This is a genomic window from Candidatus Pantoea rara (assembly GCF_051136265.1).
GTDB classification, from domain to species: domain Bacteria; phylum Pseudomonadota; class Gammaproteobacteria; order Enterobacterales; family Enterobacteriaceae; genus Pantoea; species Pantoea rara.
In genome coordinates this window covers 1,207,845-1,229,951 of the sequence record NZ_CP194942.1, presented here as the reverse complement: position 1 = coordinate 1,229,951, position 22,107 = coordinate 1,207,845, and the positions used below count along the sequence as shown (strand labels likewise).

The window sequence follows — 22,107 nt, the reverse complement described above, 5'->3', positions numbered from 1 at the left end:
GGCTCTCCTTAATAAATTCAGTCCTGATTATCCGCACAGTACCGCGCTGCTTGCCGGGTCAAGCGCGATAAGACCCGCCAGAAGTAGATCCATCTCGGGCTGGAAGCGCGATTTATCGGTTTCACTGCGGGTGGCTTTCATGCGCAGCAGCCGGAGGCGGCGTGATTTGACTTCAAACAGCAGCTCTGGCGTCCACTGTGTCAGGGTGATGGACTGTGCAGTCCCATCGAGTTCACCCAGCAGATGAAGGGCCAGCTCATTCTTTCCCTTCTGCTCAGCCACGCGGGCCATCAGCAGGCGCAGCAGCCATTTATCACGGGCGTTGTCAGTGCCCGGCCGGGTCTGAAGCCACTGCAGTGTGGCATCAAGGCCTTCGCTGTCCGCTTTCTCCAGCGCTTCCGGCTCCAGGGCCAGAATATCGTTGTCCATGGCACTGATGGCGGTGACGGGCTCATCTTTCCAGCCCGGCATATCGTCCAGCACGCTTTCGCTTATCCAGTTCAGCGTGACCTCATCGGCAAACGGCGTCCCGTCATTAAAGGCCAGAGTTTCCAGCCCGATGAGGCGGCGAAGCAGCCCTTTCAGGTCGGCCACGATAATCTCTGCGAGGACGTTCTGCCCGGATTTCAGTAGCGCCTGATGGATATACCATTGCAGATCCAGCCAGAGATGGTTGGCGCCACGGGAAAAGGCACTGTCAGCCTGCTCCAGCATTTCCGACCAGCTTTTCTGCAGGTACAGGCGCTTGAGCATAGCCCGTTGATCTGCTCGCGGCGGTTCGATGCGCGTTTTCCCTTCCGCATCCGGAGCCGGGATCGCCCTCAGCGTGTCATGACGCAGGCTTTTCATCAGCCGGTGTGCGGCAAGCCAGCCATCAGGCTGTTCACGCAGGTAGCCCGTCAGCGTGCGGGCCTGTGCCAGCAGATCCTGTCCGGACGTGATGCGGGTCAGCACGGGAGCCGTGCTCCCCGTCATGTCAGGTACGAATGCTGGCGTGCTGCTGGCGTTCTGCGGTACCACCGCATCCACGCCGCCAGCTTTCATCAGACGGGATCCCAGTGCGCTGTAAAGCGCATTGAGCTCTGGCCGGGAGGCTTCCGGCTCTGACTCCAGGCATTCCCGGATAAGTAACAGCGCGCCGACAGTACGCTGTGCGTCATCACCCACGACTTCCGGATACAGCGACAGGCTGTCGAGCACGCGGGAGCCCGCCAGCCACTCCAGTGAGGCTTTACGGCTTCGGTCGCGCTGCGGATGCAACTGCGTGCCAAAGTGCTGCAGCATCCCGGCCAGCAACTCCAGTCCTTCGGCGAACCCGGCTTCGCCATCCTGATGCAGGCGCGCCCAGCAGTAATAGGTGGCAACACGAATGTCCAGGGCGGTGGTGGTGAGCAGCTTTTCCGCCAGCTGGCAAATCAGTGCAGTATCGATGCCGGAGAGTTTATTGACCTCTTCACGGATACGCTGGAAATCATCGTCGTATCCGGGATCTTCACCGGTCGGGTGACTGTCGCTGACGGGTGTTGTCCAGCGATGCCAGCTCTCCGTTCGCGCCTGTGCCTGTTGTTTCAGTTGGGTTTCATCAGCCTGACAGGCAGTCACAAGGTTCTGCAGTGTGCTCATTGTGTTATTCCACTCCGTCCATATCACTGTTTCCTGAACTCATCAGAGCCTGCGCCGTGGCGGCGCTGTCCACACTGAAAATCTGGTCCGGTAAGGTGAACCCCCGGAGGTCAAGCAGTGACAGCGGGCCTTTGCCCAGTTGGGAACGCAGCACCCACTGCAGTGTGCGACCATCTGGAGCGGTGAAACTCATCATCCACTGGCTGCGGTCAAGTTGCTGACGTTTACCCTGCTCCAGCCAGCGAATGAAACCCCATGTTCCGCTGTAATCCCCGAATAGCCGCGCACCTGCACTGGTCGAAGTCCAGGTCAGCATCGTACCGGGTTTGTAAGTGTCTCCCGGCCAGCGGAAGGTCTGCCAGTCGGCCATCTGGTTGAAGTAGTGCAACTGCTGACCATCGATGGTCAGTTGGGTTTCCACCACCTGCGGTACCGCACGGGCCTGAAGTTCGAAGCTGATGCCCTGACTGCCGTCGGTGAACAGAATGTCTGACAGCTGGCTCAGCTGGTTGACCGCTTTCAGGAACGCCGGGTTAAACACCATCCCCTGGCTGTTCACTTTATCTGGCACCCACTGGCTGCCCTCTTTGTGCAGCACACCACTGAGCTCCGTGGTCAGGAAGCGCTCAATACGTCCGCTGTCCTTACGCAAAAACTCCGCCAGCATCGGCAACGAGGCGTCACTTTTACTGGCGGCAAACGGATAGCGGCCATCAAAGGCCGTGTGCCAGTTGGCCACCACCGAACGACTCCACTTGTCATTGAGGCTCGCGGCTGACGGTTGCAGAACCGTTTCCCAGGCCTGGGTCAGCGGCTGCACAAATATCGTGCTGCCAAAGCCACTCCATTCTTCGCCAAGACTTGCCGAAATCAGGCTGCCGTACTGCTGGGTATCGGTCAGATCGATACTTTTACCCTGGAATACCGTCTGGGCCAGAGTCTGCATCATCTCCTGGGGGTCCGACGCGCTGGCGACCTGCTGCAGGCGCAGACGGACACGAGTGATGCGCGTCAGCCAGGTCTGCAGACTGAGCGAGGTGTCGGCCGACATCACGTTGCTGCCGGTGTTTTTCCCCATCAGGGTTAGTAGAGGACCAAAGGTTTCATCCATCGGCCCCTGTGGACCGGATGCAGTCTGGTCAATGGCTGGCTTCTCACTTCCGCCCACCAGGTCTTTGGCTGATTTGATAATGGAGTCAGACAGCCCTTCACTTTTCTGACCGGTCTGGCCCTGCCAGGCAATGGTGTTCATCAGCGCAATCAGCGGGGACTGGCGAACATCACTCATCAGCGTGAGCTGGTCGGTGACATCGGCGATATTGTTCGCCGAATTAAGTCGGAGGCTGTTGAGGAAGTTCAGCCAGCGGCTGGCAAAGTCGGTGAAATAACGCTGCGTCAGGCGCGCTTTCAGGGCTTCCGGCGACAGGTCAGCAGATAGTGCCTTATGACTGTCACTCAGCACCCAGTCGATTTCATCACGACGGGAAGTTGCTGCTTTCTCAATCGCCTGCTGAATGCCCCCTTCCCAGGCCTGACGCGTGAACATCCCCGGCACCACGTCTTCAGTGGTGAACAGGCGGCGGGCATCAGTGCCGCTGGTCATGTCTTCAAGTGTTACATCCGCAAAGTTGCGACGAACGGATTTGAGCATGTTTTCATACAGCGTGCTTTCGGCGTTACGGCGACCAATCTGCTGGAGCAGCACCTGACGACTCTGGCTGACCAGCTGCGCGTCCGGAGTGATTTTCCACTGCGGCTGCTTCGGCAGTTCGTAGAGATAGAAGGCCCACAAATCCGGTGACAGGCTCTGCCACAATCCGGTGGAAATGCCTGTTCGGGTAGGCTGCACGGACTTCATCGTTTCGGCATAGAACACGCCGTCAACCTTATCCGGACGTGACATCATCAGCCAGGCCTTGAGCTGGTCATAACCCGGTTTCGCCAGCTGCGTGCGCTGGTCACTATTGGGGGCCGAGTTTGCCAGCGCACTGAGCTTCTGCTGCAGGGCAAGGTTTGCCGGGTCACGAATAAGGCGGTTATTCGCCACGCCGTACCACGGCAGCATGGCATCGAGCAGTTGCTGATTATGGTCGAGGCTAAACCGCTGGTACCACGGCGAACCCTCGCTGATGTTATGCTTCAGGCGACCCGCATGGTTACGCAGGGTATGCAGTGCAGTCAGCTGGTCATCGGAAACGGAAGGGTGTTCCACCAGGGCGTGGGCCTGTTCGGCAACAGAAACAATCTGCAACCGGTTTACCGCAAACGACAGCAGCGTTCCCGCCCCCCAGATACCGATAATGGCCATCAGTGACCAGGCCAGCGTCTGCTCCCAGGCCATCCCGACCCGGCGTCCGCGTACCCGGGTACAGTCGTCCACAACTCCCTGCCAGGTGGCTGGTAATGTCAGGGCATGGCGCTGTAATGCCGGAATAAATTTCTCTTCACCGGCCGTCACCGGCGTGACTCCCTCCGGGTCTTCTGCAGGCTGGCTCTGTGGCAGGCTGAACATCAGGCCACGTAGCGGGATGCGTTGCTGAGTGGTATACAGCCAGGGGGACAGCTGCTCTGCCCAGCGGCGGATACCGCCTGTTTTCAGGGACTGGCCAAGACGCAGCAGAAAGTCGTTTTGCCGGTGTTGAGCAATCTGACTCACACCCTGTTCCCGTAACCCGGAGAGCATTGACTCCAGCTGATGGGTCACATCGTCAGTGCTGGCACGCAGCGGGAACGACGCCCCAACGGCCTGTTCGGTGCGGTTCGTTTGCGACCAGTCACTGTCGCACAGCTTCCATATCCAGACGGGAGCCGAATAGCGCAACAGCTCGCTGATTTTTTCAAACCCGCGCAGGTCGTTATCGCTGATTTGAGAGGTGAGATTCAGCGTCTGTGGTAGTACCCGGACAATACCGTCCAGAGGGCGACCCCGACGCAGTTTGCGCAGGGCGGTATATTTTTCTTTGTCGTGTTCAGCGGTCAGACTGCCACCATAAATCAGCACCGTGCGGTTCCCTTCCAGCCACTGATTTTCCTGCAGGCCGGGGAGCAGTTGTTCAATGGCTTCTTCGTTACCCGTGACCAGCAACAGGCGGACCTTACGGCGCCAGAAAAGGCCGAAACGTGAATGCAAATGGCGTCTAAGGGTGATACACATCGCTACGGCCGGATGAACAGCAACCTTCTCTGTTTCTCGTTTCTTTTTCTCGTCATCACCGTTTGTGCCATCCACCAGGTCATCAAATTCAGTCTTCCCGGCACTGCGAACTGCGAGCAAAAGCAACAGTGAAGCAAGCAAGGCACATCCCGTGACACAGCCCCCGGCAATAAGCCAGTAAGTCTGTTGCTCGCTGTCAGGCTGAAGGCCTGCCATGTCCGGGCGTTTCCAGACAATAAATGTCATGGCGGCCAGCAGGACCAGGAAGAACAGGGCGACAGCACGATAGCGGCCTTCCGTTGTTTTCGGTAATAGAGCTTTCAACCTCACGCGTCCATCTCCTGTCGGGAAGCAATCGGGGTAACGAGTGTGCTCCACAGCACATCCTGTGTGGTGTCGCCGCTGATGATCATCTGCGGTAATTGAGTTTGTCGGGCGATGTCTGTGGCTGCAGCAATAGCCAGCCAGGGAGCGGCTGCACCGGCATGTCCCATCGATACGTCAAGGTTTGCTACAGCGTCGTCTTCAACGGACTGAGCAGGATGCTTGTTCTGGCTCTCCACAACCTCCGCACGTTGCTCTTTCGTCAAGCCGGCAAGCCACAGGTGTTTGACGATATTTTCTTTGAGCGGAACATTATAGGCGGCCATTCGCATCCCCTCTTCCAGCCCTCCTGGTGGGGCGGGCTCTGGTCGATGCAGCAGTGCAACAGGTTCGAGAGCCTCCTGTGTCAGGCGGTTGCCGAGAAGAATGGCCACTGCCGCTTCAGCAGAGTTATTTGAAACCACTGGTGCGATCTGAAGTGACACAATCAGCAGCATTGCGGTCTCTTTAAAGCGATTGTTCATCCAGCTATCAATAACGCCAGGACCAGATCCATCGAGATACTCAACAGCGCAGTTTATGCCACTCTCCTGCCATTCTTGCTGCCAGATATCACGGACAGCATCGAGCGACACTGATGATGAAATATCAAGAACAACAACCAGTAAGGCATGTTCGGGGAACCGATCGACAGGCAGACCAGCAATGAGTTCTGAAAGCAGGCGTGATATGAGTAATTCCGGTGTATCTTCTGGTCCCACCAGAATGCGGCTCACCCGTTTACTTTTTTCTCCCTTCCAGTCAGCCTGGGAGGCGATGATGCTTTGATTGTTCAGCATCGCGGTAGCAACAACGTCCTTCTCAATCTCAGGATAAGCCGTTATATATGTAGTATTCAGCACTTGAAGCGCGCGCCTAGCCCTCCGGGTCTCGCGTAAAATCCATTGTTCCCTGCGGCTGTCGAAACCATTCGCTTTACTGTCCTGTAATGACCAGAACCACATGCGAATACCGAAACTGACAATCCACACAACGACTGGTGTGCCAATAGCAATTAACCAGAAGTGGCTGTTATCGATGTAGCGTCCAAATATACGCATGAGGATCACACTAATGACCAGCATTAACGCCAGAACAGCAAACCACCGGAATGTCTTTGGTGGGGCTGGTCGAGGGTAACGTTCAGGAAGATGCTTAAGGGAATACGGCATTCAAACTCTCATATGTCAATATTTATAAAAATCGACTAAAATAGAAAGATCGTTTGGTTTTCTCGGGGTATCTATCAAAAAGCACCTTATCTTTTTTAAAATCTCTATTTTTAATTTCAACAAATGCCACATCACCATTCCGAACATAAATCACATGAACGCCTTCCTCTACATAGTTCCCTTTTACGCAAACATAATTAATCTCTTCATTAGGACGGCCTCTCTCAATGCCTGACTCAAAATATCTTCGGCATTTCATTGTTTTACCATCAAGTGAACAAACGCCAAATTTCGCAAATGCAATCCCACTCTTTTTAAATGTATAAATAATGATTATATCTCCCTTGTAGAAGAAAAATTTATTTTCTAATCGGGATGTGTAAGCACAACCCAAATATAAATTACTTCTTTTGTCATTATCTATACCTGCTGGAGGCATACCATATCCAGCCCTGTCAATTTTTGAAAACGTAAATTTCACCTATTTCTTTTTTTCTTTCTTTCTTTCTTTCTTTCTTTCTTTCTTTCTTGAGCAAGTTTTTTATTCAAAAATTCAACTTTTGTTATCCCGCGAATGTATTCTTCATTCTCAGATTTATAAGTCATACATGCGCATGATTATTTTTTCGACACTAACCGTTTATCTTTCATTTCTGTTTCGAATTCTTTAACACCATTCTTATCATAAAATAATAATGTGTCGCCTCCAGAGTTGATAAGTACCCCACATGATCTTTTCAGATTGCCTGCTGCAAATTTTGACCAAGAAATAACCAAGAATAAAAGTAAACCTAAACTTTTAACATTCATACCCTTCCCCAAATACGACCAATAAAAAACGTTCTCCAATTCAGATACCTATGGATTGTTAACGATAATTAATCGGTCAGAGAATTGGCCAAATGTTCATGGTGAAGATTAGCTGTTTCTTACTGAAAATATAAAAGAGTAAATTTACTGAGGATTGATAATCCATAGCTTACACCTCATGAAAAAGTAAGATTGTGATCAATTACTGATGACTCACAAGAAAATTGATGCCCTGATAATAAATAGTCATTTGTAATAGCATCATTTCGTATTGATAAGCTTCCCATCCAACTCATCAAGTGTTTTATCACCCGAAAAAAGCTTTTTGCATTTACTGTCAATCACAGCATCATCTTTATCATCAGGGAATGTCACCTTCATTTTTTTGATTATATCCCACACACCAGGAAAAGAATCTACAGAACAATCAAGATCGTTAGGAGCAACGTACATTCCATTAGCTGATATTTTTCCGATGTAAAAGTCATCAGTTACAGGAAATGTATCATCCAAAATATTCACATCCTTTACACGTGGATTCCAAAAACCTTTCCCAGAGATAACATTCTTTTTCCCATCAAAACTTGACAGTATCGCTTGATGCGCTCCTGATCGGGCATCAATGGGAATTAAAGCGAGAATCAGTTTTTTATCGAAGTTAACATCGACAAGAGTAGATAATTTTTGGTCTAAATAATCTACGCTATATAGATTTACGAATTTGTTATTACAAGCCTCCAACTCCTTTGTTTTTAAAAACATATTGCTCCCAGCAACAATCACACCAACCTTATCACTTGTCAAAGCGAGTATTCCAGCCCCTAAATAGTACTTGCTATTCCAATTTTTAATTTTACATGAAGCGGAAACTTTCGAGGTGTCACTATGTACATCAACCACCCCTTGGTTATTTTTATTAAGACTAATCATATAACCATCAACTTTAATGGTATTGTAATATGCCCCCCAAGAGCTAAACGTAGCCATAAAGTACATCATTGAAGTTAAAAATGCTTTATTAAACGTCATCACCAATCACCTCCTTAGCTCTTTTCGTAAAGATTTTTCTCTCTGCAAGACCTTTGTCAGCACCATTTATTGCAGAGGTAACATTTTCAATAACCTGATCATCATCTGCTTTGCCATTTTTATCCCCATCCATTATTTTCACCGTTTTATCTTTAAACCCAACGATGAAAAAACCGCCAGTATCAATGCAATTATAACTACTTTCTGTTATTTTTTGTGGTGAGTCTATCTGAGGACTACGTTTTTTCATTTTTGCTGCATTTTTCTTTTTGTATTGAGGGTCATCCCACCAATATCGATCAAAGTCACTTACTGAGAGCCACCCTCGATATACCCAATAGCTAGAATAAGTATCGAGCCCAGTGAGCATTTTAAAACCACGCCCTCTGTATTTCTGGGCATCAACATCACCACAATTCCCATTAATCCAGCTGTAGGACCCTGTGATAACATTCCCTTTTGAATTGTATTTTTTACCAGAAAAATAATCGTCTTTTTCTTCTGTTAACTCTCCATACCAATGCCCGAGCTCCGCTTCATTTTTGGTTGACAGGTCAACAATTCCACCACCTTTGTGGACACCGTTCTCTATCAGTTGTTGCTGACTAACCTCCTGCATTGACAGCAAACTTCCGGATTCAACAGCCCCCTGCCCAAGAAAATGACATTTTCTATTGGTACTATAAAGATTGTATTTATTAAGTATGGCATTTATATCACCGTAATATTCAGTTACCTTCTTACTTATCTTACTTATCTTACTGATTTGCAACTTTGCCGTTGGCTTAGTATTTGCCACCATTATTTTTTCAATTACTTCACTATCAAGCCAGCCACATTTTCTAAATTGCCGAATAAATGCCTTTGGCTCAAAGTGCCACAAACGCCCCGATGCCAAAGAACCAGAATCAAAACACAGCGCTTCAGCGTGAGCCTTAAACTTCGCATAATCTTCTTCCGACATAGGATCATGCTCGTCACTGCCGATTTTCAGCCACGAGAACCGGGTATCTACGGTACTTTTTTCCCACTCAAACGGGAAATGACATATCAACTTGCTGCACTGATTGTCATAGTCACCATTTTCATTCAGCGAAGCGATCGCTGCGGAATTGCACTGGCTATTGGAATCCGCGTCATCGTCAACCAACTGCCAGCCAGTCCAGTGTGGAAAATCCGCGTCACTGAACTTTTTAATATTAGGATCAGCCAAATTGACCACTCCTTGCCCGCCCGGGTAATTAACCGTCATCCAAAGTGGGGCATCTGCCGGCACCAGCGTTTCATGCTCCGTATTGATGACCCGGCCAAAACGAAGCAGCTCAAATCCGGCGCTGGGGCTCTCCTTATAATTCCGCATCGCGGTTTTATAAAGATTGTATTCATAGTCTTCGCCATCGGCGTTAACCTGCGGCTCGCCCAGCAGATTATACTTCCCGTCAATTTGCGTATTTTTTTGCCGGGTCACCATCGTACAGTTGCCTTGTGCCAGAGTCATGCTGGCATACAGAGGCGCATTGCTGGTATAGAGTTCAGAAAGCCCGGTGATGGAGGTGCTGTTATCTGCCGGCGCCTTGTCATAAAACTTTGTTCCTGGTGGCAGATAAAAATGGATATCACCGTAAATTGCATCGGTTCGACCATCTTTCGAAATATCCAGCGCCTTCGTTTTTCTGCCTGTCATTTTTTTGATGTTGTCATCGTCGCAGAAAACCTGGAAGTGAAATTCATTCTGGCCGTCAGTCATTCCGGAAGAGCCAAGCGGGTCTTTACGGTAGATTTTGGCATCCGCTTTTATCTCTGCCTCCAGAAACTTCAGATGCATATACAGAGAGTAAAAAACAACCTTACCGTCCTCCCCGGAACCGATTTCTGTCTCATGTTTCAACAGGACATAGCCATCATCTGTTCCCCTGACAGGAGCATACTTCAGTGGGAACTGGTCTCTTTTCTCTGGCGGGGCGGGCTTACGGAACGATACCACCGTCCCGTCAGCAATTGTCCTTACTTTCTCCGGCGTTGTCCCTGCGTCCGTATGCGATATATGGATGCCCCCATGCCAGGACTCTGATGTATTGAGAGGATATCCCCGGCGAGCATTGACAGGCATCATCGCTTCAATCCAGTCTGCGTCAGACTGAGTGGCATCTTTATCTCTCAGAAACGGAGGACTGATGATCATGTTGTGACTCCCTGTCAGGAAAAGCTGAAGTTACTGGAAGGTTCGGTCGTTTCAGGTGCCACATTCGGGAAGTCTTTTGGCTCACTGGCCTTATCTTTTCGCCCATAATGCCCGGCTTTAGTCCGGTACTCCCCCTGAGTGGCGGATTCAATCCCGTTGGCATCCAGGTTGATGTAGCTCCCGCCGCCATTGATCACTACACGCTTATTTGCCGTTATGTGGATCTCATTCTCAGTACTGGTAATATTCAGCCCGCCGCGCGCGACCAGTTCCATCAGGTCATTTTGTGCCTGTATTTTCACTGGCCCCTGGTTGGCAATGAGCTTAATACCGAGCTTACGCACAAACACGCTGAGCGCATTACCAACCCCCACAAACAGATTCTTCACCACGCTGATATCGGCATTCTTGCCGGCAGTGGCTATCAGGTTCTGCCCGGCAGATACCTGCAGATGCTGTCCGCTGGTCAGCGCCATACCCTCCGGCGCGCTGAGCAGCAGTACCGATTTTTTGAGGTCTGTAAGCTGCTGTTCCAGCAGTTTGATTTGTGCCTGGAGGTCCGCCGGGTTCGCGGTCGCCTTCTGCGCGTCATCGGAGATGGATGTCATCTGCTCCCGGGCGTCACCCAGATTGCTGACCGCCGGCTGCATCTCCAGCACCTGGCCCTGTGCTTTCGTCTGGCCATCGGCGCTGATGAACATCCCTTTCTTCGCCCGGATGGCTCCCCGGCTGTCGGTTCTGAGCTCAAATCCCTCGCCGCGCTTCTGCTTCTCTGCATCCACTAAATGCCCGAGATTCAGCTGACTCTTGCCGCCGTATTCGGTAGAGATCTTGATATGCTCCTGATCGCGGCTGTCATCGAGGCGGATTTTATTATTTGCCGGGGTGCGCAGGACGTTACGTTTGTAGTTTCGGATGGTGACATGGTCGCCGTGCGCCGAGTCGTGCAGCACGCCTGAGATGTACGGCCGGTCCGGGTTACCGTCCTCAAAGCCAATTGCCACTTCGGTGCCCGCCAGCAGCGGCAGGTGCAGGCCGTAGGTGTCGCCCGCATACGGGCGGGACTGGCGCACCCACAGGCTCTCGAACCCGGCCTCCCGGTTATCACGGTCAAACAGTATGTTGACGCGATAGCGCCCGTCTTTATCGATGTGGCCGTAGGTGTCGTTCCCGGTGGTGCTCGTGACGCGTGCCGGCAATGTGCCAGCCATCACCGGGCGTGAGCCAGGCTCAGGACGGAAGCAAAAATCAGTGCTGTCCGGGATACCGTCAAAATTGACGCCAAAATCCTCATCACGCCGCGCATGGCTGTGCATCGCCGTGACGACCACGCCCTGCGCAAACACCTCTGCCACTTCGTACCCGCCGGTGACTTTCAGTACCTGCCCCGGAGAGAGCGTCGGACAGCTGGTGATGGCATGGGTCTGCGTCTGGTCATTTAGATAACGCTCGTGACGAATGCGGGCATAAAATGCCCCGGACTCCGGGGCCGGATTGCGGTCATACGCACTTCCAGGTGTCAGATAATTATCGCCGTAGTGGTAGGCCTCACCACAGGTGGTGGCATCCCCGAGGGTCGCGTCCACCCGGGTGTTCATGTCTTCCGTCGCCTGACGGTAGTTGTAGTCGCGGGTGCTGACCAGTTTCTGCACCACGTTGTGATGACATTCCATGCCCCAGACCGAATCCACGCCTTCCGAATGCTGTCCTGATGGGTATACTGACGGCAGCGTCAGGCCTTTCTCATAAGCCAGCTGACCGTCGTAAAACTCCACGACGTCAATATTCAGGCGCGTATCAGTGGTAAAGAGAAACCAGATACCCACCTCACCCAGCAGGCGGGTAATAAAGTGCAGGTCATCCTCGCCGTACTGCATCACCTGCTCACGACGCGGGTAATCTTTTGAGAGTGAGAACAGAAAATCCTGACCGCGCATGTTGTGACGCTCGCGCAGAATTTTTTCCACGATTTGCAGGACCGACATATCCTGATAAATGGCATTCTGGTGCGAACGGTCAAGCAGCGCCAGACGTGGCTGGAGCGTCAGGGCATAGTGGGTTTCATCCTTTGAGGTGTTGAGCCGTTCAAAGCCGCTCACCACGCCCTGAATGGTGCGCACGGCCTGTTGCATTTTGATGCCGTAACCCTGGTCTACCGGGGCCTGCAGCGTCAGGGAAGCCGCTTTCATCAGCATCGTCTCTTTACTGATGGCATGTTCAGCGCTGGTAAATTCAATACGGTAACTGAACGGCGCGCTCAGGGCTTCATAGCCTTCAAACGCCAGCACATCGAGTTCTGCTTCATATCCTTTAACCGACAGCTGGTGATGATTGTGGCTGAATCTGATCAGGGGATTGATGCTCATTGTATTCCTTCACATTGGCAGAAAAATTATGTTCTGAAACACCAGATATGCACTAAGTGAATTAGCTACTGTTTGATCTTTATCGTATATTTATTATAGAAATCTTGACCGGGATGCAACGTGCCAAGAGTAAACCCAGAAACAGTTACGGGATAACCACCTGATTTTTCGGAATACCAGATATAATGATACGATGGTAATCTTTATTTACTCCATCTTCTCCACCAAAACTATATTTTATTTCTTCCGGATTCCATACCAGCCCTGAACCATTTGGAGTTATACTTACTGACACACTGAATTCATTAACAGCACCACCATTTATTTCAATAACATCCCGGTAATTGTAATTAACTGTTGCAATTATGAGTTCATTTTTCAGGAAAAACTGTTAGGCGAGAAGCGGTGCAGTCGGACACAATAAAAATTTAAATACAAATAAAACATTTCATTTAGCTCAGCGGTTTCAAAATCACTCCCCCCAAAAAATGCTTAGATAAGTAGTCAATCCTGCTTTTATAATCTTTCGCCAATCCCTACAAAGAAAAAATATTAGTTCAAATCAATTTAAAATTTTGACAGCAACACTTACGCCATCAATCTAATTCAAAACATTAACCTCGTATTTCTTTACGAAAGTTCCCCCAGCACTAGCAACCAAACCGCCAGTTATGCTAATTGTTATAATTCCTTGTGTTTTTGGCTTACCTTGAATAGTGAAGTTATTATATATATATTTTGTATGATATTTTTTTTCAGCAAATATCAATTTCAAACCTGAATTTGATGGGTGAATATCATAATTAAAATCAACAACTGGCCCTGTCCCTCCAGAAATAGTTATGGGCACATAATATTTCTGACCAACATATCCATCAGGCAAGTTATTGGGTTCGAATGCAACATTATTGCCACAACCAGTCATAAACAAAGTAAAAAGAAATGACGAAAAATATTTTTTCATTTTAATTATGGTATTTTTGTGAATACCATTCCTCCAAAAGTACAACTTAAAAATTCAACTAATATTGATGATGCTCGAAGTGAATTATCTTAAGCCTCACTCCAAGAGAAAACTTCATTTCAATTAACAGATCTCACTAATTGATCGACTTGGCCTTGCATTTATTTAATTTCTAATGAATAGGTTTTATCAATTCTACTAGCTTTCGTGTACATAGAGCCATAAGTATAGCCAGATATAGATATCTTCACCTCACCCGATTTTAATGGCATCCCAGTAATAATATGATTGTATATAGGCAATCCATCTTTTCTTTTATTTGTAGCTACTACATGCAGTCCTATATCATAGGGATAGACATTTACACTTGCATTTTTATCAGTCAGAAATGCCGGATTATCATCTAGACCAGCTCCGATAATAGTCTCTTGCTTATAAATCACACCGACTTTCCCATTCGGCAAGGAATCTCCAGATGGATTATAATCAATATAAGATGAAGAGCATGATGCACTCAGTAAGATAATGGAGCATATAATCACTCTAAAAATTATATGTTATTTAATTGGTCTAAAAACTAACCTTCCGAATGTATGTTTCATAAAGGAACCCAAACTAATGTTATTCTTCAGTTGACTTCCAACTGTCCACCACGAGAATAAATTTAAATCCACAGCATCTTCACCGGAGGTAAGTTCGGATATAACTACTCCATTACTGCACTTCACTTGTTTAGCCCCAAATATCCAATGATTCTTTGATGAGCTATCACCAGGAAAATCCGATAGAATGCCAGCAGAGATTAAGCTTACAACTTTATATCTTTTGCCAAGAAAGATTTTTCAGACAGTACCACTGGGTTAATACCGGTACGACTGGAAACAATAAAGCTAAAGAAAAAGATAAAACATTTAACTCAACAGGTTGAAAGTCAAGCCTCTAAAACATGTTTACGGGTATATTCCAAATTTACCGATAAATAACACCATCCTCATAATTAATTATTCTTATCATATATTTCTTATCAATTTGGCTTCCCGGCGTTGATGTCCCCATAGAGTACCCATGAATATGAATCAGTATTTCACCTATCTTTTTAGGTTTACCACTAATTATTATGTGATGGTAGTCCTCCTCTTCTCTTTCCCTCCCTCCCCTTTTTAAGGTATTCACTTCAGGCTTCCATTTCAAACCTGAATCTATAGGTGAGATATCTACATCGATATTTTTTTTGAATAAAACAGCATTGGTTATTTCAATTTCAGCCAAATAGTCCTGCCACACAACCCCATCAGGGAGGTTACTTCCTTTTGGTGAAAAATTCGGTGCTGGATTTGCACAGGCAGAAACAAAGAAAATAATAAAAATAATTATTTTTTTCATGCTCATTTTATTGGTTTAAAAACCAACCCTCCAAAAACATGCTTAGCAAAGTAGCTAAGACTGCTTTTATCTTTTGTTTGCCAATCCACTCTTCCCCAAGAGAAAAGCTTCAAATCAATTAATTCATCACTATCTTTGGTAGTTATATCTCCACCAACAACCTTACAAACAGGTTTATCCCAAACAATCCAATGATTCTTTGACGATGAATCACCATCCCCCCATCCTTTTAACATCCCTGCGGATATGAGAGTTACAACTCTGTATCCTTGATTAGCATATGAATTAAGCTTTACTATATCTTTTTCGTTAGCATGTGTAAGGCTAATATTATCGAATATTTTCTCATATCCTGCTTTTTCAAACCATTCACTCAACTTCCCCCACATAGTTATTCCTGCGAGCTGATCGTCCACTTCATCATAACTCATTAGTGAATTTTCAGAATCCCTCAAGCTAGCTAATGTGATCCAGTCCAAACCTGATACTGCTTCTCTACCGTAATCATCATAGAATGCTCCTTTAGGGTGTCTGCATCCATCTCCTGGCGAAATATCCAGAGTACCTATTTTAGTTTTCCCATACAACCAGAGTTCATACGCAGCCTGTTTATATACATCCGGCCTGTCCATTTGTAGGCAGTAAAAGAAGGAAGCAGGCCCGCATAAACTGGTTCGCCCCTGATCAGGATAACTGCTATGATTCATCCTTGATGCAATCTGGTTTTCTATCTTTCGTCTATCAAAAGGATCATCAGGACTGCCGATTGGATACTCTTTCGCTATAAATGGTCTTTCCAGACAAGTGATCTTTACATTATGAATATTTTCATCACCGTTATCATTCGTGGGTTTAGTCTGAGTTTTAGTCTCAAAATAACAGATATTTTCTCTTTTATTTTTAGAGTATGCTTTCCCGGAGGCTATTTCACCAAGTGTATACATTTTTTTTCGCCGGGGATGATAGCACCGAAATCAACTTGCCACCGTGTTTACGGTACAAATTAATTTCTATGATGTAGATCACTGACAAATCATCATCAGTCTCATTCGTATCATGAGGCTGAGTATAATAACCAGGATCTATTGGTTGTTGCGTTACTGACAACAGGATATGTTTTTTATTATTAGCATCAGTTTTATATACATTAAGATCGTAAAACAGATTGGATAATTGAACATTCGATTCAATTTTTGTGTAGAAATTATACTTAGGCATTGATAACTCCTGGCATCATATGCAGCAACACATCCTGAGTCTGTGCAGAAGTAAACAGCCTCGTACACCCTTCATCATCACTAATACCTTCCAGTACTGAGCCATCAGCCAAAAATGCCCTGTAAGGAGTATTCAGCATCGGTATTCCATTATCATCTGCACATAAATAACGAATATTGTGGCTGCCGTCGTCGATAGCATTGGCTAAAGGTGAAATATCAGGCTTATGCTGCGCTCGCGTTTGTCTGGCATAATGCCCGGCCCTTGTTCTGAAATCACCCATCGTCGCAGATTCAATGGCATTAACATCCAGAGTGATATAACTCCCGCCGCCATTTACTGTCAGCTTCTTCTTCGCGATGATTTTGATTTCATCTTCCGTGCTGACAATGCTGATTTCTTTACGTGCCAGCAATTCCATCAGGTCATTCTGCGCCTGTATTTTTACCGGCCCCTGGTTCGCAATGAGTTTGATCCCCAGCTTACGAACAAACACGCTCAGGGCGTTGCCCACACCGATGAACAGATTTTTCACCACGCTGACGTCCGCATTTTTACCGGCAGTGGCTATCAGGTTCTGCCCGGCAGATACCTGCAGATGCTGTCCGCTGCTCAGCGCCATACCCTCCGGTGCACTGAGCAGCAGTACCGATTTTTTGAGGTCTGTAAGCTGCTGTTCCAGCAGTTTGATTTGTGCCTGGAGGTCCGCCGGGTTCGCGGTCGCCTTCTGCGCGTCATCGGAGATGGATGTCATCTGCTCCCGGGCGTCACCCAGATTGCTGACCGCCGGCTGCATCTCCAGCACCTGGCCCTGTGCTTTCGTCTGGCCATCGGCGCTGATGAACATCCCTTTCTTCGCCCGGATGGCTCCCCGGCTGTCGGTTCTGAGTTCAAAACCCTCCCCGCGCTGTTGTTTCTCACTGTCCACCAGATGCCCGAGATTGAGCTGGCTTTTGCCACCGTACTCCGTGCTGACCTTGATATGCTCTTTTCCGCGTTCATCGTCGAGGCGAATTTTGTTGTTCGCCGGAGTGCGCAGGACGTTACGTTTGTAGTTCTGGATAGTGACATGGTCGCCGTGCGCCGAGTCGTGCAGTACGCCGGAGATATACGGCCTGTCCGGGTTGCCGTCTTCAAAACCAATCGCCACTTCGGTCCCTGCCAGCAGCGGCAGGTGCAGACCGTAGGTGTCACCAGCATACGGGCGTGACTGGCGTACCCACAGGCTTTCAAAACCGGTCTCCCAAATATCACGGTCGAACAGCATGTTGACGCGGTAGCGGCCATCGCGGTCAATGTGTCCGTAGGTATCGTTCTCTTTGGTACTGGTGACGCGTGCCGGCAGGGTGCCGGCCATCACCGGACGGTCACCGGGCTCCGGGCGGAAGCCAAAATCGGGGCTGTCCGGGATACCCTCAAAATTAACACCAAAATCTTCGTCACGACGGGCGTGCGTGTGCATCGCCGTGACGACCACGCCCTGCGCAAACACCTCTGCCACCTCATAGCCGCCGGTGACCTTTAACAGCATACCCGGAAAGAGTGTCGGGCAGCTGGTGATGGCGCGGGTTTGTGTCTGACCATTCAGGTAACGTTCGTGGCGAATACGGGCACAGAACGCCCCGGATTCCGGGGCCGGATGGCGGTCGTATTTACTGCCCGGCGTCAGGTAATTGTCGGCATAGTGATAGGCATCACCGTAGGTGGTGGCGTCCCCCCGGGTCACATCGACCTGGATGTTCATGTCCTCGTTTGCCGCGCGGTAGTTGTAATCGCGGGTGCTGACCTGCTTTTGCACCACCGCGTGGTGGCACTCCATGCCCCAGACCGAGTCCACCCCTTTTGAGTGCTGGCCGGATGGCGGCACAGATGGCAGGGTCAGGCCTTTCTCATTGCCCTGCTGGCTGTCGTAAAATTCCACCACATCAATATTGAGGCGCGTGTCGGTGGTAAAGCGGAACCAGATGCCTACTTCGCCCAGCAGGCGGGTGATAAAATGCAGATCGTCCTCGCCGTACTGCATCACCTGCTCGCGGCGCGGATAGTCCTGAGTCAGTGAGAACAGAAAATCCTGGCCGCGCATGTTGTGGCGCTCGCGCAGAATTTTTTCAACAATCTGTGGAACCGACATATCCTGGTAGATGGCGTTCTGGTGTGAACGGCTGAGCAACGCCAGACGTGGGGTCAGCGTCAGGGCATAGTGTGTTTCGTCTTTTGAGGTACTGAGGCATTCAAAACCGCTGACTACCCCCTGAATGACGCGAACGGCCTGTTGCACCTTAATGCCATAGCCTTGATCCACCGGTGCCTGCAGCGTCAGGGAAGCGGCTTTCATCAGCATCATTTCCTTACTGATAGCATGATCGCCACTGGTGAACTCAATACGGTAGCTGAACGGTTGACTCAGGGCTTCGTGACCCTCAAAGGCCAGAACGTCCAGCCCGGACTCACAGCCTTTTACCGAAAGCCCGTGGTGATTGTGGCTGAAGAGGATTTTAAAATTCGTGCTCATGCGTCAGTTCCTTCTGGTTCAGTGGCTGGGGTATCAAACTCCAGTACAATGCCCTCCTCGTCGCTCCACTCCAGGGTCAGTAATTTGGGCTTCTGCTTCGCGGCCATATGGGTCAGCAACTGCTGACTCAGTACTGGCAGGATTTGCTGGTTGAGAAGACTATCAACGTTACGCGCACCGGTATCCGGCAACAGGCAGGCCACGGTCAGCGTGTCATACAGGCTATCGCCAATCTGCGTGGTCAGCCCGTAGTGACGCTTCAGGCGCTGGCTCACCTGGCTGAGCTTCATCTCCACGATGGTGCGGATGGCCGCTTCCGCCAGAGGGCGGTAAATCACGGTCTGGAAACGGGCCAGCAGCGCGGGCTGGAAGTGGTCACGTAAAATCGGGCGCAGCAGTTCGTGCAGGTCGCTTTCGCTGGCGTCTGGCTGTTCATCCAGCAGCTGCATGAGGTGGTCGCTGCCAAGGTTCGAGGTCATCAGAATAACGGTATTACGGAAGTCAATTTCACGCCCTTCGCCGTCGCGCATAAAGCCGCGGTCGAAGACCTGATAGAACAGATTCATCACGTCGCGGTGGGCTTTTTCCACTTCATCGAGCAGTACCACGCTGTACGGACGCTTGCGCACCGCTTCGGTCAGAATACCGCCCTGGCCGTAACCGACGTAACCCGGCGGGGAGCCCTTCAGCTGGGAAACGGTGTGCGGCTCCTGGTATTCGGACAGGTTGATGGTAATGAGTGACTTTTCACCACCGTACAGCACATCGGCCAGCGCCAGCGCGGTCTCGGTTTTACCGACTCCACTCGAACCGACCAGGAGGAACACGCCCTGAGGGCCGTTCTCAGACGTCAGACCGGTTTTCGCCGCCCGCAGACGCTGCGCAATGGCATTGAGGGACATATCCTGACCCACCACGCGCTTACCGATTTCAGCTTCCAGGGTCAGCAATTCGGTCTGCTCATCTTTCATCAGTGAGGAGAGCGGCACGCCGGTCCAGTCGGCAATCACGTTGGCCACGGTGCGGGGGCCCACGTCCAGCGAGAGCAACGGCGTGCTGCCCTGCAGCGTGGAGAGCTGGTTTTGCAGGTTGTTGATATCGGTCTGACGGCTGATGTCCTGACGCACGTCAAACAGCTGTTCCGTCAGGCTCAGCTCGCGGCCATACTGGGTTTCCAGCACGTCGAGCTCAACAATAAGATCGTTCTGCTGTTGTTCAATCGCCGCCAGGCGTTCGTCGTGGCGATGATTACCCAGCGCGATATCTTCCAGCAGCGCCTGCTTTTCGATGTCCAGGGCAGTGAGCTGCGCCCGAAACTGCGTCAGCGCTTCCGGCACGGTGTCGAGACTCATGCGCACACGGGCAGAGGCCGTATCGAGCAGGTCAACGGCTTTGTCCGGCAGCTGGCGGCCCGTCAGGTAGCGGCGAGAAAGCGTGACGGCGGCACGGACGGCATCGTCAGTGATATGTACGCCATGGTGTTCCGCGTAGCGGGATTTCAGGCCCCTGAGCATCAGGCAGGCGGTGTCGTCGTCCGGCTCGTCCACTTTCACCATCTGGAAGCGGCGCTCCAGCGCGGCATCACGCTCGAAATACTGTTTGTATTCGGACCAGGTAGTGGCCGCGATGGTGCGCAGTTCGCCGCGTGCCAGCGCAGGCTTCAGCAGATTGGCCGCATCCGCGCCTCCGGCCGAATTCCCCGCGCCGATGATGGTGTGTGCTTCGTCGATAAACAGCAGGACAGGCACCGGCGAATGCTGCACGGCATCGATGACATTTTTCAGGCGCTGTTCGAACTCACCCTTTACGCCAGCGCCCGCCTGCAGCAGACCGAGGTCCAGAGTACGCAGTACCACGGTTTTCAGGCTTTCGGGCACATTGCCCTCGGAGATCCGCAGCGCCAGGCCTTCCACCAGGGCCGTTTTACCGACACCCGGCTCGCCGACCAGGATCGGGTTGTTTTTACGGCGACGGGAGAGGATGTCCACCATCTGGCGAATTTCGGTATCACGGCCAAACACCGGGTCGATTTTGCCATCTTTCGCTTTGGCGGTGACATCGAGGGTGAATTTATCCAGCGCGTTCTGCAGCGCAGGCGACAACTCGCCTTCTTTGCCTTCAGAAACGCCGACCGGGAGACCCACGAACTCAACCGCATCGCTTTTGGCTAATTCTTCCTCCAGCTGCATGTCCGGGCGCTCGTCAGATTGCGTATCCAGCAACGGACGCAGTCGCTCAAGCTGGCTCTGGCCCAGCGTCAGCAATGGCCAAAGGCCATCGCAGCGCGCCAGTTTTGGCTGAGCAACCAGCGCCATCAGCAGATGAACACTGCGGATCTGTTCTTCCCCGGCAAGGGACGCCAGTAGCCAGGCTTCCTGCAGGAGGGTCTGAACGCTGGCGGACAGCTGTGGACGCTGACGAACTGAGCGGGGCTGATTATCCAGCCAGGCCAGCATGTCCTGCCACAGCGCATCCATATCCCACTCATAACGGCGGGCCAGCACCGTCAGGTCACCTTCACCCTGCTCAAGCAGTTTCAGCAGCCAGTGCTCAGGCAAAATTTCTGCATGCGCCCGGGTCTGGCAGAGCGAAGCCGCCCCTTCCATCGCACGGGCACAGTAAGGGTTCAGACGTCGCAGCAGAATGGCTGGATTTTCCATGACTTTCTCTCTTTGTCGTTTCCTGGACACGCTACCGCCCATCGCTGTTTCCCGGGAAGGGTACCAAAGCGCATACGGTCAGGCTGGCAGTTTGTGGGGTTCTTTGCTCAGCGCCCGCAGGGCAGACGTTCAGCAAAAACAAAAAAGCGGGCAGGATGTGCTGCCCACTTCTGGTCTTACGCGGTGGCGCGTTCGTTCCAGGAATCGGAATGAATGATGTTGCCGTCTTTGTAGGTCCAGGTGATTTTTTCGTAGCGCAGTTCAATGCGCTCAAGGTGGTTATGCTTCTCTTTGGATGGATCCTTGATGTCATACATTTCAGGATTCACCTTCACCACTTTCACGTTTTCCAGTTTGGTGTTGAAGTACTCCACTTCCTGACCCGCGTCGTTGATTTTGTACCACTTGAATTCAGCAGACTTCAGGGTCTGACCGGTGGTCACCGCCTTGTACAGGTACGGGCTTGAGGAGTCGATTTCCTTGGTGAACAGGAACGGGGTGTGGATACGGGTACCGGTCAGCTTGCCGGTGTTGTTGTCGGTCGGGATGTACAGATCGTGTTTCTGTGCCACCACTTCGATGCTGCCTTCGCGATCCTGAACGTCCACAGACCCTTTGATGTCCGCGCCGCCGTCGTCTTTCAGCCAAAGATAAACAGGAATTGCCATGTG

At 50.4% G+C, this 22,107-nt stretch carries 17 protein-coding genes; all 17 read right to left on the bottom strand.

What is annotated here, in order from left to right; translation table 11 throughout:
• Positions 1-27: 27 nt before the first annotated feature.
• The 17 genes from tssA to hcp all read right to left on the bottom strand — a co-directional run bounded on the left by tssA (position 28) and on the right by hcp (position 22,104).
• Positions 28-1,623, bottom strand: coding sequence for a type VI secretion system protein TssA (gene tssA, locus ACR8BF_RS05960; RefSeq protein WP_314984661.1), 1,596 nt, complete (start codon positions 1,621-1,623; stop codon positions 28-30).
• 4 nt (positions 1,624-1,627) lie between these two features.
• On the bottom strand, positions 1,628-5,101 hold the full coding sequence (locus ACR8BF_RS05955) for an ImcF-related family protein (RefSeq protein ID WP_434745922.1): 3,474 nt from the start codon (positions 5,099-5,101) through the stop codon (positions 1,628-1,630).
• Between the two features lie 2 nt (positions 5,102-5,103).
• Positions 5,104-6,312, bottom strand: coding sequence for a hypothetical protein (locus tag ACR8BF_RS05950; protein WP_434745707.1), 1,209 nt, complete (start codon positions 6,310-6,312; stop codon positions 5,104-5,106).
• Between the two features lie 22 nt (positions 6,313-6,334).
• Complete coding sequence (locus ACR8BF_RS05945; RefSeq protein WP_434745706.1) at positions 6,335-6,793, bottom strand: hypothetical protein; 459 nt, start codon at positions 6,791-6,793, stop codon at positions 6,335-6,337.
• The gene (locus ACR8BF_RS05940) at positions 6,790-6,918 is read right to left on the bottom strand and encodes a hypothetical protein (protein WP_434745705.1); all 129 of its coding nucleotides are present in this window, start codon (positions 6,916-6,918) and stop codon (positions 6,790-6,792) included. The genes ACR8BF_RS05945 and ACR8BF_RS05940 overlap by 4 nt, the downstream gene beginning before the upstream one ends.
• A 465-nt stretch (positions 6,919-7,383) precedes the next feature.
• Positions 7,384-8,151 carry a hypothetical protein gene (locus tag ACR8BF_RS05935; protein WP_434745921.1) on the bottom strand — a complete coding sequence of 256 codons (768 nt, stop codon included), beginning with the start codon at positions 8,149-8,151 and terminating at the stop codon, positions 7,384-7,386.
• Positions 8,141-10,333 carry a M23 family peptidase gene (locus ACR8BF_RS05930; protein WP_434745704.1) on the bottom strand — a complete coding sequence of 731 codons (2,193 nt, stop codon included), beginning with the start codon at positions 10,331-10,333 and terminating at the stop codon, positions 8,141-8,143. The genes ACR8BF_RS05935 and ACR8BF_RS05930 overlap by 11 nt, the downstream gene beginning before the upstream one ends.
• Positions 10,334-10,347: 14 nt before the next feature.
• Positions 10,348-12,699 (bottom strand): type VI secretion system Vgr family protein, encoded by a 2,352-nt coding sequence (locus ACR8BF_RS05925; RefSeq protein ID WP_434745703.1) that lies wholly within the window; start codon positions 12,697-12,699, stop codon positions 10,348-10,350.
• 145 nt (positions 12,700-12,844) lie between these two features.
• Positions 12,845-12,994 carry a hypothetical protein gene (locus ACR8BF_RS05920; protein ID WP_434745702.1) on the bottom strand — a complete coding sequence of 50 codons (150 nt, stop codon included), beginning with the start codon at positions 12,992-12,994 and terminating at the stop codon, positions 12,845-12,847.
• A gap of 306 nt (positions 12,995-13,300) precedes the next feature.
• Positions 13,301-13,663 carry a hypothetical protein gene (locus tag ACR8BF_RS05915; protein WP_434745701.1) on the bottom strand — a complete coding sequence of 121 codons (363 nt, stop codon included), beginning with the start codon at positions 13,661-13,663 and terminating at the stop codon, positions 13,301-13,303.
• A gap of 161 nt (positions 13,664-13,824) precedes the next feature.
• Complete coding sequence (locus ACR8BF_RS05910; protein WP_434745700.1) at positions 13,825-14,127, bottom strand: hypothetical protein; 303 nt, start codon at positions 14,125-14,127, stop codon at positions 13,825-13,827.
• Positions 14,128-14,632: 505 nt separating this feature from the next.
• Complete coding sequence (locus tag ACR8BF_RS05905; protein ID WP_434745699.1) at positions 14,633-15,046, bottom strand: hypothetical protein; 414 nt, start codon at positions 15,044-15,046, stop codon at positions 14,633-14,635.
• A gap of 2 nt (positions 15,047-15,048) precedes the next feature.
• Positions 15,049-15,990, bottom strand: coding sequence for a hypothetical protein (locus tag ACR8BF_RS05900; protein WP_434745698.1), 942 nt, complete (start codon positions 15,988-15,990; stop codon positions 15,049-15,051).
• A complete protein-coding gene (locus ACR8BF_RS05895) occupies positions 15,974-16,264 on the bottom strand; it encodes a hypothetical protein (RefSeq protein ID WP_434745697.1) in 291 nt (96 codons plus the stop codon). Before ACR8BF_RS05895 ends, ACR8BF_RS05900 begins: the two co-directional genes overlap by 17 nt.
• On the bottom strand, positions 16,257-18,776 hold the full coding sequence (locus ACR8BF_RS05890; protein ID WP_434745696.1) for a type VI secretion system Vgr family protein: 2,520 nt from the start codon (positions 18,774-18,776) through the stop codon (positions 16,257-16,259). Before ACR8BF_RS05890 ends, ACR8BF_RS05895 begins: the two co-directional genes overlap by 8 nt.
• Complete coding sequence (gene tssH, locus ACR8BF_RS05885; protein ID WP_434745695.1) at positions 18,773-21,436, bottom strand: type VI secretion system ATPase TssH; 2,664 nt, start codon at positions 21,434-21,436, stop codon at positions 18,773-18,775. Before tssH ends, ACR8BF_RS05890 begins: the two co-directional genes overlap by 4 nt.
• Positions 21,437-21,612: 176 nt before the next feature.
• On the bottom strand, positions 21,613-22,104 hold the full coding sequence (hcp, locus tag ACR8BF_RS05880; RefSeq protein ID WP_292991971.1) for a type VI secretion system effector Hcp: 492 nt from the start codon (positions 22,102-22,104) through the stop codon (positions 21,613-21,615).
• Positions 22,105-22,107: the final 3 nt, after the last annotated feature.

Coding starts and splice junctions, on each gene's coding strand:
- ACR8BF_RS05935 (WP_434745921.1), bottom strand. CDS start 8,151: ATGACGTTTAATAAAGCATTTTTAACTTCAATGATGTACTTTATGGCT.
- ACR8BF_RS05930 (WP_434745704.1), bottom strand. CDS start 10,333: ATGATCATCAGTCCTCCGTTTCTGAGAGATAAAGATGCCACTCAGTCT.
- hcp (WP_292991971.1), bottom strand. CDS start 22,104: ATGGCAATTCCTGTTTATCTTTGGCTGAAAGACGACGGCGGCGCGGAC.
- ACR8BF_RS05940 (WP_434745705.1), bottom strand. CDS start 6,918: ATGACTTATAAATCTGAGAATGAAGAATACATTCGCGGGATAACAAAA.
- ACR8BF_RS05900 (WP_434745698.1), bottom strand. CDS start 15,990: ATGTATACACTTGGTGAAATAGCCTCCGGGAAAGCATACTCTAAAAAT.
- ACR8BF_RS05915 (WP_434745701.1), bottom strand. CDS start 13,663: ATGAAAAAATATTTTTCGTCATTTCTTTTTACTTTGTTTATGACTGGT.
- ACR8BF_RS05925 (WP_434745703.1), bottom strand. CDS start 12,699: ATGAGCATCAATCCCCTGATCAGATTCAGCCACAATCATCACCAGCTG.
- ACR8BF_RS05895 (WP_434745697.1), bottom strand. CDS start 16,264: ATGCCTAAGTATAATTTCTACACAAAAATTGAATCGAATGTTCAATTA.
- tssA (WP_314984661.1), bottom strand. CDS start 1,623: ATGAGCACACTGCAGAACCTTGTGACTGCCTGTCAGGCTGATGAAACC.
- ACR8BF_RS05890 (WP_434745696.1), bottom strand. CDS start 18,776: ATGAGCACGAATTTTAAAATCCTCTTCAGCCACAATCACCACGGGCTT.
- ACR8BF_RS05905 (WP_434745699.1), bottom strand. CDS start 15,046: ATGAAAAAAATAATTATTTTTATTATTTTCTTTGTTTCTGCCTGTGCA.
- ACR8BF_RS05950 (WP_434745707.1), bottom strand. CDS start 6,312: ATGCCGTATTCCCTTAAGCATCTTCCTGAACGTTACCCTCGACCAGCC.
- tssH (WP_434745695.1), bottom strand. CDS start 21,436: ATGGAAAATCCAGCCATTCTGCTGCGACGTCTGAACCCTTACTGTGCC.